This is a genomic window from Amycolatopsis sp. NPDC051758 (assembly GCF_044453095.1).
In the GTDB taxonomy this organism is placed as follows: Bacteria; Actinomycetota; Actinomycetes; order Mycobacteriales; family Pseudonocardiaceae; genus Amycolatopsis.
Map to the genome: position 1 here is coordinate 221,858 of NZ_JBITCJ010000011.1, position 12,400 is coordinate 234,257.

Genomic DNA, 12,400 nt, shown 5'->3' on the forward strand with positions numbered 1-12,400 from the left:
CCGGGGGACCAGGGGGAGGATTCTGTTGATCGTGCGTGAGCCGGCGCTGCCGGTGGATCCGAGACTGCCGGACGAGCCGACGGTGCTCGAGGTGGGCCGTGCGCGGGTGTGGCTGGCCAAGCGCGGGGTGATGGTGTGGCTGCCGACCCGGCTGCTCGCCCTCCGCCTCGGCGGACGGGCCCTCGGTGGCCAAGGGATACCCGCCTTCGCGATCGTCATCGCGTTCGCGTGGTGGTTCTCCTGGTCCATGCTCGACACCGCGGAGCTTCCGGGTTCGATCGCGGTCGAGGTGGTGCTCTTCACCGTGTTCCAGGTGCTGCACTGGCGCCGGGCACAGCGTCGTGAACAGGTCGCCGAGCGGCTGGCCGGCACCGGTGAACCGCTCCCGTTCCGGGTGGCGGCGAAGCAGGTGGGCTGGTGGTACCTCGGCTCGACGGCCATCACGTTCCTCGGCGGCGCGGTGCTGTGCGCGGCGACCTTCCTGACCATGCCGCAGTTCACGTGGAAGCACTGGTACCCGCCGTTCGTGGAGATCGGGCTGCACACGCTCGCGCTGGCCCTGGGCGCCGGCGCGACCGCGCTGGTGCTCGGCCGGGCGCTGCGCGCGCCGGTGATCGCGGAGGACGAGACGTCCCGGTGGGTCGACGAGCTGCTGCGGGCCGGGGACCCCTACCGGTTCGCCCCGAGCGCGGTGTACGCGGTGCTGGCGATGCCGGTCTTCGTGGTCGACTGGGCCACACCCGGCTGGCTGGGCTGGTCGGCGCTGGCGTACCTGGTGGTCGTGGTCGTCCTGCAGGTGACCGGCTGGCTGATCACCCGGCACCGGTACCGGCGGCCGCCGCCCGGCTACTACGGCAGGTAAACCTTTTCGCCCGGTGGTGCGTGTTCTCCGCGAGGTGAGGGGGTTTTTGTGGGCGAACGAGTACCGAGCCGCGGCGAGGTGGTGCAGGCCGCGGTCTGGCTCGGCAAGCACGGGGTCCGGGTGGGGATCCCGACGCGGCTGCTGGCGACGCGGCTGGGCGTGCGTGTGAGCCCGTGGAGGCGTTCGCTGATCGTCCGGCAGATCGGGATCTTCGTGGCCGCGCTCGCCTGCGGGGTCGGCTACCAGTGCTTGCAGTACCTGCCCGGCGTGCGCGGGGTCGAGATGACCGAGAGCAAGGTCGTGTACTTCATCCTCTTCGGGTTCCAGGCGGTGTCCTGGTCCGCCATCCGGCACCGGGACCGCCGGGCCGCGGCCGCACTGGGCCCGCGGGCACTCGACCGTCCCCGGCCGTCGTGGCGTTCGCTGGTGAACCGCTGGTACCTCGCGTCGGTCGTGGTGACCTTCGGGGGCGGCGCCGCGCTCGGGGCGACGATGTACTTCGCCACCGGGTACCGGACGTACGCCTGGAGCTGGCTCGGCGTGCTCGGGCTGGGAGCTGTCGTCTTCGCGGCGATCTTCAGGGGTGTGGTCCGCCGCCCGGTGATCGCGGAGGACGGGCCGTCGCTGGCGGTCGACGCCGTGCTGAGGATCGAGGACCTCAACCTCGCGATGCCTTCGCTGTACGCGGTCCCGGTGCTCATGGACCTGATCACCACCCACCGGCAGCCGCCCGGGTTCGCACTCTGGCTGATCGGTTACGTGATGCTCGCGATCGCGCTGCAGATCGTCGGCAAGGTCATCCACTGGCGACGCCGCCCGGCGCTCCCGGATGGCCACTACGGCGAACCGCTGCCGGCTCAGGAAGGTGTCCGATGATCACGTTGTCAGCGCGGGAGAAGGCCGCGGTCAAGTGGCTCGAGCGGCACGGGATCCGGGTGGCCGAGCCGACCTGGCTCCTGACGTTCCGGCTGAGCGTCCGCCGCGGGAAGGGCGCGCCGGAAGCCTTCACCGCGCTCTTCTTCGTGTACCTGCTGACGTTCGTCGGCATGGGTGCGTACCAGTTCAACGTGCTCATGCTCGTCGAGGACCACTCCCAGCTGCCCTACTTCGGGTTCAGCTACTTCATCTTCGCCATGACGATGCTGACGACGTGGTTGCCCGTCCGGTACGGCGACCGGCAGGTGGCGGCGGTCCTGGAGAGCCGGCTCCTGGACCGGCCGCGCCCGCCGTGGCGGGCGGTGCTCGGCGGCTGGTACCTGACCGCGCTGGCGGTCACGTTCGGCGGGGGAGCCGTGCTCGCGCTCGTGCTGGCGGCCGGCGGTTCGCTCTGGGCGTGGATCTGGCTCGGCCTGCTGGCGCTGGGCGCGCTCGTGAACGTGATGATCCTGACCAGCGTGCTCCGGCGGCCGGTGATCGCCGAAGACGAGGGCTCGCTGGCGGTCGACGCCGTGACGCGGCTCGAAGACGTCCAGCTGGCCATGCCGTCGATGTTCGCGCTGCCGGTGGTCGCCGACATCGTGTTCGCGGACGTGCCCGGCAAACCGTGGCTGATCGGTTACGTCGTGCTCGCGGTGGGCACGCACGTCGTCGCGTTGATCACCCAGCGGCGGCGGATTCCCGCCCTGCCCGCCGACGGTCATTACGGGAAGGCGTCGTGAACGCCGCCGAGCACGAGATGGGGCTGCGCTGGCTGGCGAAGCGCGGCCGGCCGGTCGCCACGCCGACGCCGTACCTCGGCGCCCTGCTGGCCACCCGCAACGTCCGCCCCGGCCGCGCGCTGCCGTGGTTCCTGCTGTTCGGCGTGCTCGGTCTGGCCGGCGCGATCGGCTACCAGAGCCTCTTCGGCGCGACCGCGGCCGCGTCGGCGTACTTCGTGTGCTTCGTCATCCAGCTCACGCTGTGGCGGAGCGTCCGAGCCCGGCAGCGAGAGCTGGCGAAGGCGACCCGCCCCTGGCCCGGCGCGACGCGCGACCTCAGCGCGCTCGGCGGCTGGTTCGCGGTGGCGCTGGCACTCGCGTACGTGGGCGGTGCGGCGCTGGCCGTCTCGATGCTCTCCACGGCTCCGGCCTACGCCGTGAGCTGGCTGGGCCTGCTCGTCCTCAGCGCCCTCTGCGGCGGCGGGATGCTGGCCGGCTACGCGCGGGGCCCGGTGCTCGCCGAAGGCCCGGAGTCCCTGGCGGTGTACCGCGCGGTGCTGGCGGAGAACATCCACTCGGCGTCACCCGCGCTGGTGGCGGCCCCGCCGATCCTGGACGTCGCGCTCGGGCACCGCTTGGTCCACGGGCCGCTGCTGATCGGGTACTTCGTGCTGGTGGTGGTCGCCGAGCTGCTCGCGTACCGGCGGAACCGCCGGCCGCTCCCGCCCGGGCACTACGGCGATCCGCTGCCCGCGCAGACCGCCGTGGACCGGTCACCTCCGGAATCCCGGTGAGGGACCCCACGACGCGGTCGATCATCGCGGGCCTGGCCGCCGTCACCGCGATGATCGCCTACACCGTCCTGGGCCGCGGCGTGGCGCTGACCGAAGGCGCCTACGTCTTCTTCCTGGTCATGGCGGGCCAGCTCCTGGACTGGAAGGTCGACCCGGTGCGGGCCGGGCCCTGAGGGATCACCACGGCGGTCGTCACGTTCGGCGGCGGTGCGGCGCTCGCGGCGGCCATGTTCTTCACCGGCGCTCGCGCGTACCCGCTGAGCTGGGCCGGCTTGCTCACCCTCGCCGCGCTGTGTTCGTGGCTGACCCGCCGGAACGGCTACTTCGTCCCGGCCGTGTACGCGACCGCGGTGCTCGCGGACGTCCTGGGCGACGGGCGGCAGCCCCGTGAGTTCACCGGCTGGCTGATCGCCTACGTGATCGCGGCCTGGGTGGCGCAGACTGTGACGGTGATCCAAGCGCGCCGGGCCCGGGTGCCCGCATGATCGACGCCGCCGGTTACGACCGGTTCCTCGCGGAAGCCCGCACCGCCCTCGCGGCCGGGATCACCCTGGACACGGTGTTGACCCAGCTCCGCCGCCGGGGCTTCTCGCAGGTCGACAGCGTCCGCGCCGTCCGCGCGCTGACCGGCGCACCGCTCGCCGAAGCCAAGGACCGGGTGCACGTCAGCCCGGCCTGGGCCGACGTGCGGGAGCGGACCGAGCAGTTCCACCAGGACCTGGCCGAGGCCGCCCGCGAAGACGACGGCCCCGGCCCGCCGGTCAGCGGTTCGACGCCTTCTTGACGAACTTCGCCAGGTCCTTCGCCTGCTGCACCCGCGTCGGCTCGTGGACGTACATCATGTGCCCGGCCGGGTAGTAGGCCGTGTCGATGTTGTCCCGCAGCTCCTCCGGGATCTGCAGGTGGGCCAGCACGTGCTCGGCCGCGAAGTACGCCGTGGCGCCGTCGTAGTGGCCGAACGCCACGTGGACGTGCAGGTGCGGGTTCGCGCGCATCGCCGCGCTCACCGAGTCGGCCACCGACACCGAACGGCCCTCGAAGTCCGAGTAGGACCACGCCTTGAACGTGTCTTCGTGGATTAGCTCGTACGGCAGGTCGTTCTTGTAGCCGAGCTCGGCCCGCACGTAGTGGTTGAACGACGCCGCGTACGCGCCGATGATGCGGGAGATCGACGGGTCGTCGCTCATGTGCTCGCGGCCGCCGTCCGGCTCCCACGTCGTGAACCGGCCGTCCATCCGGCCGACCGTCAGGCCGCGGTCGCGCAGCAGTTCGGTGAAGAACCGGACGTGCTCGATCCGCAGGTTCACCCGGTCCACATAGGACTCGGTGAGCCCGGTCAGCGACGCCAGCGTGGCCACCGCGTCGACCCGGTCCTGAGTGGACAGCCGGGCGCCGCGGGCCAGCGCCCACGGCAGGTCCTTCGCCGCGAAGTCCTCGGCGTCGGCGAGCACGTCGTCGAGCGGGCGCTCGCCGTGCAGGCCGTGGTAGTGCGCGATCGCCGCGTACGTCGGCACGTACAGCGAGTACGGCAGGTCGTTGCCCTCGGTGAACCGCAGCGTGCCGAGGTCGAGCACCGACGAGATGAGCAGCAGGCCGTTCAGGTACAGCCCGTGGCGGTCCTGCAGGTGCGCGGCCAGCCCGGCGGCGCGCAGCGTGCCGTACGACTCGCCGGCCAGGAACTTCGGCGACAGCCAGCGCTCGTGACGCGACACCCAGAGCCGGATGATCTCGCCGACCGACTCGATGTCGCCCTTGAACCCGTGGAAGTCCTTGGTCTCGCCGCCCTCGGACGCCCGCGAGTAGCCGGTCGACACCGGGTCGATGAACACCAGGTCGCTGTGCGCCAGCAGCGTCTCGGGGTTGTCGGCCAGCCCGTACGGCGGCGGCACGAGGTCGTCGACGTCACCCGACAGCACCCGGCGCGGGCCGAGCAGGCCCATGTGGAGCCAGATGCTCGACGAGCCGGGGCCACCGTTGAAGGCGAACGTCACGGGCCGGGAGCCCGGGTCGGCGTCGTCGAGGGTGTAGGAGGTGATGAACACCTCGGCCTTCGCCTTGAAGCCCTCGGACTTGCCGTCCTTGACAACCTCCTTGCGGAGGACGATCCGCCCCGCCTTCGCCGTGTACGAAAGCTTCTTCCGCTTCACGGTGATCGTGTGCTGCGTGGTGACGATGTCGTCGGTGGGCTCGGCCGGGATCTCCGTCGTTTCCGGAGCCTTCTTCTCGGGAGCCTCTTCGGGGGTCGTGTCCGCCATGGCCCCAACCTAGTTGTGGCAGGGTGACTTGGTGCACACCGGGGACTGGCCGTCGACGATCGAGGACGCGCTCGCCGTGCAGGAACGGCTGCGTGGCCGGGTCGACCTCACCGACGACTGCGCCGAGCTGCCGCCGACGGTCACCGGCCTCGACGTCGCCTACGGCACCAGTGACGAGATCGCCGCCGCGGTCGTCACCCTCGAGACGGCCGGGCTCACCGTCGTGGAGGAACGGACGCACCGCGCGAAGGCTGTCTTCCCGTACGAGCCGGGCCTGTTCGCCTTCCGCGAGCTGCCGCCGCTGCTGGCCGCGCTCGATCAGCTGGACCACCAACCCGACGTGCTGGTCTGCGACGGCCACGGCCTCGCGCACCCCCGGCGGTTCGGCCTCGCCTGCCACCTCGGCGTGCTGACCGGGCGGCCCGCGTTCGGCGTCGGCAAGACGCGGTTCGTCGGCACGCACGCTGCGCCGGAGGCGTCCCGCGGCTCGTCGGCGCCGCTGATCGACGCCGGGGAAGAGGTCGGCGCGGTGCTGCGGACCCAGGACGGCGTCAAGCCGGTGTACGTCTCGGCCGGGCACCGGATCGACCTGGCGCACGCCTGCCGGCTGACCCTGGCGCTGACGCCGCGCTACCGGCTGCCCGAGACCACGCGGCAGGCCGACCGGCTGTCCCGGGCGGCGCTGCGATGAGGACCCTTTCCGAGCTCGACGCGGCCGTCGCCGGGTGCCGCGCCTGCCCGCGGCTGGTGACCTGGCGCGAAGGCGTCGTCGGCGCCAAAGCGGCGTTCCGCGGTGAGAAGTACTGGGCGCGGCCGGTGCCGGGCTTCGGGCCGCCGGACGCGTCGCTCGCGGTGGTCGGGCTGGCGCCTTCGGCGCACGGCGCGAACCGCACCGGCCGCATGTTCACCGGCGACCCATCGGGTGATTTCCTCTTCCGGGTGCTGCACGAGGTCGGGCTCGCGTCGCAGCCGACGTCGGAACGGCTGGGCGACGGCCTCGAGCTGTACGGCACCCGGCTCGTCTCCCCGGTGCGCTGCGCGCCGCCGGACAACAAGCCGACGCCGGCCGAGCGCGACACGTGCCGGCCGTGGCTCGCGGAGGAGCTGACGCTGTTACGTCCGACACTGCGGGCGATCGTCGTGCTGGGCGCGTTCGGGTGGCAGGCGCTGCTGCCCGTGCTCGCCGACGCCGGCTGGCCGGTGCCGAAGCCGCGTCCCGCGTTCGGCCACGGCACCGTGCTGGAACTCGGCGACCTGCGGATTTTCGGCTGTTATCACGTCTCGCCGCGCAATGTCCAGACTCGGCTCGTGACCCACGCCATGGTGGCCGACGTGTTCCGCGCCGCGACCTCGGTGACGGCCTCGGACTGAATCGTTACGGAAGGTGCAGCGACGCTGGTCACAGCGAGATGGGGTCCCCTCGCAGGGTCCGTGTGAAGGTGCGACTATGAGGTCATGGCTGCTGCGAAGTCGAAGTCGGAACCGACTCGGATCCTCGTCCTCGGTGGTGGGTACGTCGGGCTCTACACGGCGTACGGCCTCCAGAAGATGCTCCGGGCCAACGAGGCCTCCGTGACCGTCGTTGACCCGCAGCCCCACATGACCTACGCGCCGTTCCTCCCGGAGGCCGCGGCCGGCGCGATCGAGCCCCGGCACGTCGTCGTGCCGCTGCGGCGGGTGCTGAAGCGCTGCCACGTGCTCACCGCGCGCGTCACCAAGATCGAGAACGACAAGAAGTCGGTCACGGTCGAGGCCGCCGACGGCCACATCGAGCAGCTCGGCTACGACGTCCTCGTGGTCGCGCTCGGCGCCGTCGCGCGCATCCTGCCGATCCCGGGCCTGGTCGAGCAGGGCATCGCCTTCAAGACCATCGGCGAGGCCATCTACCTCCGCAACCACATCATGACCAAGCTCGACGAGGCCGCCAGCACGCTCGACCCCGAGCTGCGCAAGCGCCTGCTGACGTTCACCGTCGTCGGCGGCGGGTTCGCCGGCATCGAGGCGCTGGCCGAGCTCGAGGACATGACCCGGTTCGCGGTGGAGAACTACTACCCGAACATCAAGCCGGCCGACGTCCGCTGGGTGCTCGTCGAGGCGGCCGGGCGCATCCTGCCCGAGGTCCGCGAGACGCTCGGGGTGTACACGGTCGAGCAGCTGGAGAAGCGCGGCATCGAGGTGTACCTCTCGACGGCGGCGAAGTCGTTCGAGAACGGCCACGTCGTGCTCTCGGACGGCACGGAGTTCGACACCGACACGCTGATCTGGACCGCGGGTGTGAAGGCCAACCCGGTGCTGGCCAACTCGGACCTGCCGCTCGACAAGCGCGGCCGCCTCGAGGCGACGGCGGCCATGCAGGTCGTCGGTCACCCGGACGTGTGGACCGCGGGCGACAACGCGGCGATCCCGGACCTCTCGCGCACCGAAGAGGACCCGACGGCGACGTGCCCGCCGAACGCCCAGCACGCGGTCCGCCAGGCGACGCTGCTGGCGAAGAACATCATCAAGGTGATCCGCGGCGGCAAGCCGAAGGACTACTTCCACAAGAACCTCGGCGCGGTCGCCAGCCTCGGCCTGCACAAGGGTGTCGCCGACGCGCTGAACCTGAAGATCAAGGGCTTCCCGGCCTGGCTCTTCCACCGCGCGTACCACCTCAAGGCGATGCCGACCTGGAACCGCAAGATCCGCATCCTGTTCGACTGGATCCTGGGTGGCTTGTTCCGGCGTGAGGTGATTTCGCTCGGGCAGATCAACAACCCGAAGGACGAGTTCGCTCGCGTTTCGAAGTCCTGACTTCCGCTTCCTCGAAGGCCTCCCGCACTCGTGCGGGAGGCCTTTTTGGTGTTTTTCGCCGTTTTGGCAGGGAAAATCCGGCTGTGTGCCGGTGAGTGACATGGTCTGGACAACTGGGTCGGTGAGCGGGTAAACCCTTTCTTCACAACGCGGAATAAGTCCGCTCCGGCTCCTCTCCCCACGGTCCCCCTTGGAGCTCTTCATGTCCTTTTCCCGGTTTTCCCGTACCAGGGCGGCACTCGTGGCGGCGTTGCCCGTCGTCGCCGCACTCGCTCTGACACCGTCCACCGCCGAGGCGGCGGGTGGTGCCTTCCCCGCCCACTACGCGGCGCCGTACCTCCAGATCAGCGACGGCGACGCCGGTCAGATGGCCGCCGACATGAACGCGACCGGCACAAAGTTCTTCACGCTGGCGTTCCTGACCCCGCAGTCCGGCTGCACGCCGGTGTGGGAGGCGAACGGCACCGGCGTCGGCTCGTTCAAGTCGCAGATCAGCGCCCTGCAGGCGGCGGGCGGCAACGTGATCCCGTCGTTCGGCGGCGCGGAAGGCGGCGAGCTCGCCCAGACCTGCACGAACACCGCGAGCCTGACGTCGGCGTACGCGAACGTCGTCAACACCTACGGCACCCCGCGCCTGGACTTCGACATCGAAGGCGGCGTCCTCAACGACACGGCGTCCAACCAGCGCCGCAACTCCGCGCTGGCCGCGCTGCAGCAGCAGAATTCCGCGGTCCAGGTCGACTACACGCTGGCCGTCGACCCGACGGGCATCCCCTCGAACGAGCTCGACCTGCTGCGCGACGCGAAGAACAAGGGCGTCAAGGTCAGCGTCGTCAACCTGATGGTGATGGACTTCTACGACGGCCAGCCGGTACTGGCCGACGCCCTGTCGGCCGCCCGCGCTTCGGCGTCCCAGCTGTCGAGCCTGTACGGAATCTCGACGTCGGCGGCCTACGCAATGATGGGCCTGACCCCGATAGCCGGCCGCAACGACGACGGCGCCCAGTTCAGCCAGTCCGACGCTCAGCAGTTGGAGACGTTCGCGGCCCAGAACGGAGTCGCGGAGCTGTCGTTCTGGGAGCTCCAGGACTACGACCGCGCAACGGGCTACGCGTACTCACGGATCTTCAACGCAATAACGGGCGGCACGACGAGTCCGCCGCCTTCTTCGGGCGGCACGATCACCGGCTACGGCGGCAAGTGCGTGGACGTGGCGGGTGCCGCGTCCGCCAACGGAACGGTCGTCGACCTGTACACGTGCAACGGGACGAATGCGCAGCAGTGGACTGCTGCTTCGGGAACTTTGCGAGCGCTCGGCAAGTGCCTGGACGTGAACGCTGCGGGCACGGCGAACGGTTCGAAGGTCCAGCTGTACGACTGCAACGGCACGGGGGCCCAGCAGTGGACGGCGTCCGGGAGCCAGCTGGTGAACCCGGCGTCGGGCAAGTGCCTGGACGCGACCGGGCCGAGCTCAGCGGACGGCACGCCGCTGCAGATCTGGACGTGCACCGGTGCGGCGAACCAGGCGTGGACGTTGCACTGAGGTCCATCACCTAGAGTGTGCGGTGCCCCCGTAGCCCAACTGGCAGAGGCAGTCGACTTAAAATCGACAAAGTGCGGGTTCGAACCCCGTCGGGGGCACCAATCGCGCTGGTCAGCGTCACTGCGTGGGGCGTAATGAAGATCAAGTGCCCCACTTTGCCGTGACGATCACAAGGGGTCTTCCATCGCGTCGGCGATCGTCGGTGCCACCGAGCCTCGTCCGACGTACCGGTCGAGGGTAACGATGGGCGAGCGTGCCCGAGGAAGTCGGCGATCTGGCGCGACGAGTAGCCCGCTTCGTCGAGGACCGTACTGGCCGTCTTCGGATAGACGTGCGACTTCACCCAAGAGAAGCCTTCCAAACCGTGGCACCCGCGCAACGACCGGCGGGTGTTCGAGGGATCTCGCAGGCCACCCAACGAGTCCGGGAAGAGGGGGCTTGCCACTCGTGTTCAGAGTTTTCTTACTTGTTCAAGGCGGCCCCTCCGGGGCCGCGCCGCTATCGGCCGGCACGCGCGGGCCCGCCTCCGGCACCCACGCGACCGGCCGGCGGCTGCACCGAGGGCCGCAGCAAGAAGAAGTGAATGTCCTCGCCGGACGGGCAGGTCTCCGAGATGGCCGAGTCGAGCGCAGCGGTTGCGTCCGTGTGCGGCCAAACGGCCTCTCGACGACCTCCCAGAGGGCTATCACGCTGCGTCAAGGGGGCAGCCGAGCACGCAAGCGGCAGTCGAGCGGGAAGCGCCCCCTTGACGCAGCGTGATCGGGCTGCGCCAGGTCGACGAGATGCCGAAAGGCCACTCACTTGCATGAGAGTGGGTCCAAGACACCGAGTCTGCAGACCCTCGGCCTCCGTAACATCGTGTACCCATCGAGCGACCCTATTTCGGTACGCGGCGTAATCGACAAGGGGCAACATGAGCGGTTGGCTCGGATGGGACTGGGGCAATGTCCCCGCTTGGACAGGATCGATCCTAACGAGTGGATCGCTAATTGTGGCTGCTAGCGCCTTCCGCCACAGCGTCCGTTCAAAGCAAGGAGAGCAAGCCGCGCAAGTATTTTGCACCGTCACCGACAATGGCGCCGAACCGGGGCAGGAGCGAGTAGTTGAGGCGGTAAACGACAGCAGTATTTCCATCTATGCAATTACCGTCGTAATTCCATTAGAGCGAGATGCATTCAATGCGCCAAAACAGGATCTCTATCAATTGAAGGAGCTTCAACCGAAATCTAAAGCTGAGATCGCAAGGGTTGCCCTTCCATCTGAATCGCCAACTCTAAAACTTCAGGTATCGGCCCCAGCGGGCCCAATAAAATCATATATAAACGTCGACCTGGCCGCTCGCGATCTTGTGCCAGAAATCAAGTTCCGCGACGCGGCGGGTGTTTGGTGGAGAAGAGATAGCCGGGGCCGTCTACGACGCTCAAGCGCAAGAGAAGTCGTGAGGTCGTCGATATCAATTCGAATCATTGGCGGCCTGACTCTCACGCTTCAATACGACCCCCGATATCGAAGCTGGAAGATCATCTCATCACAGAACCACGACCACGGGAACAATCGTGAGCGCTGACGACGAGCGGCAATCAGACGACACGCTCGCCGCTGAAGCAAGCGACATATTTGATCGATACTGGAGCCTCCGCAAAGAACTGACGACATGGTCAATCAAGATTGGCCCTATTAGAATCAGCAAGCCTGTAGACACTAACTCTCTAGCAATCGCCTTTATTATTTGGCATGCCGCAACTTTTACTACTGGCGTTCTTGTGACCATTTTTTGGGCCAACAACAAAGCGCTAGGCATCGCGTTGGTCGTAGGATCCTTATTTGGCTTTGGCAGCTTCCTCTCGCAGGTTTGGTCTCAAGGAATGGCCAAAGAGCGGGAGTTTCTTCATAAGATCGAGCACGAAGAATCAATTGCACGTTTCCGCATAGTAGCAAAGCAGGTTCGCGATGTTGAGAGAAGAATTGACGAAAGACTCAACGGGGAGACCTCGTAGGTGACCCAGCGGATCGCTCCCGACGAACCTTGTCCCCGTCCGCTTCCCACGCGGCCGGGATCGCTCGCCCTTTGTGCCCACTGCAGCAGCCCACATTCTGCCCACATGACACCAGCGAACGACGACGAGCAACCATGACTAAAGACCCGAACTACACCTGCGTACCAACGGATTTCCGACGTCCGCGCAGGCGATTACGCCAGCGAGTAAGCTCGAGGGGATCTTGGTTCAGGTCCTGCCAGACGCAAGATCAATTGCCCCACTTTCGCCCACTATTAACGCCCAAGGATGACCGATCTTCGCGGACGACGACCGTTCGTAAGCGCGAATCTTGCAGACAGTGACCCATGTTGATCAACAACGATCATTCGCGGCCGATCTGGCCTGCAAATCGACAAAGTGCAGGTTCGAACCTCGTCGGGGGTACCACGCAGACCATTATCACCTCAAAGTCCCCACCTGACCGGCACGCTGGTCATCGAGGGCACATTCGACCTCTCGTCGATGCGCGGGAGGCCGTGA

14 protein-coding genes and 1 tRNA gene are annotated in these 12,400 nt (G+C 68.1%); 14 read left to right on the forward strand and 1 reads right to left on the reverse strand.

Translation table 11 applies throughout. The features are described from left to right. Positions 1–31 precede the first annotated feature (31 nt). The 7 genes from ACIA5G_RS41050 to ACIA5G_RS41080 are packed head-to-tail and all read left to right on the forward strand — an operon-like array spanning position 32 to position 4,077. Positions 32–862 carry a hypothetical protein gene (locus ACIA5G_RS41050; RefSeq protein WP_395933455.1) on the forward strand — a complete coding sequence of 277 codons (831 nt, stop codon included), beginning with the start codon at positions 32–34 and terminating at the stop codon, positions 860–862. Positions 863–910: 48 nt separating this feature from the next. Continuing rightward, on the forward strand, positions 911–1,738 hold the full coding sequence (locus tag ACIA5G_RS41055; protein ID WP_395933457.1) for a hypothetical protein: 828 nt from the start codon (positions 911–913) through the stop codon (positions 1,736–1,738). Continuing rightward, positions 1,735–2,520, forward strand: a complete 786-nt coding sequence (locus ACIA5G_RS41060; RefSeq protein WP_395933459.1) for a hypothetical protein — start codon at positions 1,735–1,737, stop codon at positions 2,518–2,520. The genes ACIA5G_RS41055 and ACIA5G_RS41060 overlap by 4 nt, the downstream gene beginning before the upstream one ends. Then, the gene (locus tag ACIA5G_RS41065) at positions 2,517–3,293 is read left to right on the forward strand and encodes a hypothetical protein (RefSeq protein ID WP_395933461.1); all 777 of its coding nucleotides are present in this window, start codon (positions 2,517–2,519) and stop codon (positions 3,291–3,293) included. Before ACIA5G_RS41060 ends, ACIA5G_RS41065 begins: the two co-directional genes overlap by 4 nt. Then, the gene (locus tag ACIA5G_RS41070) at positions 3,290–3,466 is read left to right on the forward strand and encodes a hypothetical protein (RefSeq protein ID WP_395933463.1); all 177 of its coding nucleotides are present in this window, start codon (positions 3,290–3,292) and stop codon (positions 3,464–3,466) included. The genes ACIA5G_RS41065 and ACIA5G_RS41070 overlap by 4 nt, the downstream gene beginning before the upstream one ends. 54 nt (positions 3,467–3,520) lie before the next feature. Continuing rightward, positions 3,521–3,778, forward strand: coding sequence for a hypothetical protein (locus ACIA5G_RS41075; RefSeq protein WP_395933465.1), 258 nt, complete (start codon positions 3,521–3,523; stop codon positions 3,776–3,778). Next, positions 3,775–4,077, forward strand: a complete 303-nt coding sequence (locus ACIA5G_RS41080) for a hypothetical protein (protein ID WP_395933467.1) — start codon at positions 3,775–3,777, stop codon at positions 4,075–4,077. Before ACIA5G_RS41075 ends, ACIA5G_RS41080 begins: the two co-directional genes overlap by 4 nt. Here the strand turns inward: ACIA5G_RS41080 and ACIA5G_RS41085 are convergent. Then, complete coding sequence (locus ACIA5G_RS41085; protein ID WP_395933469.1) at positions 4,055–5,548, reverse strand: S10 family peptidase; 1,494 nt, start codon at positions 5,546–5,548, stop codon at positions 4,055–4,057. The genes ACIA5G_RS41080 and ACIA5G_RS41085 overlap by 23 nt on opposite strands. A gap of 31 nt (positions 5,549–5,579) precedes the next feature. On the opposite strand from ACIA5G_RS41085, the gene ACIA5G_RS41090 reads away from it, so the two are divergent. From ACIA5G_RS41090 to ACIA5G_RS41120, 7 genes are all read left to right on the forward strand, one after another. Then, positions 5,580–6,239: an endonuclease V gene (locus ACIA5G_RS41090; protein ID WP_395933471.1), complete on the forward strand. Its 660-nt coding sequence runs from the start codon at positions 5,580–5,582 to the stop codon at positions 6,237–6,239. After that, positions 6,236–6,919: a uracil-DNA glycosylase gene (locus tag ACIA5G_RS41095; protein ID WP_395933473.1), complete on the forward strand. Its 684-nt coding sequence runs from the start codon at positions 6,236–6,238 to the stop codon at positions 6,917–6,919. The genes ACIA5G_RS41090 and ACIA5G_RS41095 overlap by 4 nt, the downstream gene beginning before the upstream one ends. 84 nt (positions 6,920–7,003) lie before the next feature. After that, positions 7,004–8,338 (forward strand): NAD(P)/FAD-dependent oxidoreductase, encoded by a 1,335-nt coding sequence (locus tag ACIA5G_RS41100; RefSeq protein WP_395933475.1) that lies wholly within the window; start codon positions 7,004–7,006, stop codon positions 8,336–8,338. Positions 8,339–8,540: 202 nt separating this feature from the next. Then, a complete protein-coding gene (locus ACIA5G_RS41105) occupies positions 8,541–9,881 on the forward strand; it encodes a ricin-type beta-trefoil lectin domain protein (RefSeq protein ID WP_395933477.1) in 1,341 nt (446 codons plus the stop codon). 24 nt (positions 9,882–9,905) lie between these two features. Next, positions 9,906–9,982: transfer RNA gene (locus ACIA5G_RS41110), tRNA-Leu, on the forward strand. Positions 9,983–10,794: 812 nt separating this feature from the next. After that, entirely contained in the window at positions 10,795–11,448 is a 654-nt protein-coding gene (locus ACIA5G_RS41115; RefSeq protein WP_395933479.1) for a hypothetical protein, read from the forward strand. Then, positions 11,438–11,878: a hypothetical protein gene (locus ACIA5G_RS41120; RefSeq protein WP_395933481.1), complete on the forward strand. Its 441-nt coding sequence runs from the start codon at positions 11,438–11,440 to the stop codon at positions 11,876–11,878. Before ACIA5G_RS41115 ends, ACIA5G_RS41120 begins: the two co-directional genes overlap by 11 nt. Positions 11,879–12,400 lie beyond the last annotated feature (522 nt).

What these genes read in the sequence shown, in the direction of transcription:
- ACIA5G_RS41060 (WP_395933459.1), top strand. Translation starts at nt 1,735, where the DNA reads ATGATCACGTTGTCAGCGCGGGAGAAGGCCGCGGTCAAGTGGCTCGAG.
- ACIA5G_RS41075 (WP_395933465.1), top strand. Translation starts at nt 3,521, where the DNA reads ATGTTCTTCACCGGCGCTCGCGCGTACCCGCTGAGCTGGGCCGGCTTG.
- ACIA5G_RS41080 (WP_395933467.1), top strand. Translation starts at nt 3,775, where the DNA reads ATGATCGACGCCGCCGGTTACGACCGGTTCCTCGCGGAAGCCCGCACC.
- ACIA5G_RS41085 (WP_395933469.1), bottom strand. Translation starts at nt 5,548, where the DNA reads ATGGCGGACACGACCCCCGAAGAGGCTCCCGAGAAGAAGGCTCCGGAA.
- ACIA5G_RS41095 (WP_395933473.1), top strand. Translation starts at nt 6,236, where the DNA reads ATGAGGACCCTTTCCGAGCTCGACGCGGCCGTCGCCGGGTGCCGCGCC.
- ACIA5G_RS41100 (WP_395933475.1), top strand. Translation starts at nt 7,004, where the DNA reads ATGGCTGCTGCGAAGTCGAAGTCGGAACCGACTCGGATCCTCGTCCTC.
- ACIA5G_RS41105 (WP_395933477.1), top strand. Translation starts at nt 8,541, where the DNA reads ATGTCCTTTTCCCGGTTTTCCCGTACCAGGGCGGCACTCGTGGCGGCG.
- ACIA5G_RS41115 (WP_395933479.1), top strand. Translation starts at nt 10,795, where the DNA reads ATGAGCGGTTGGCTCGGATGGGACTGGGGCAATGTCCCCGCTTGGACA.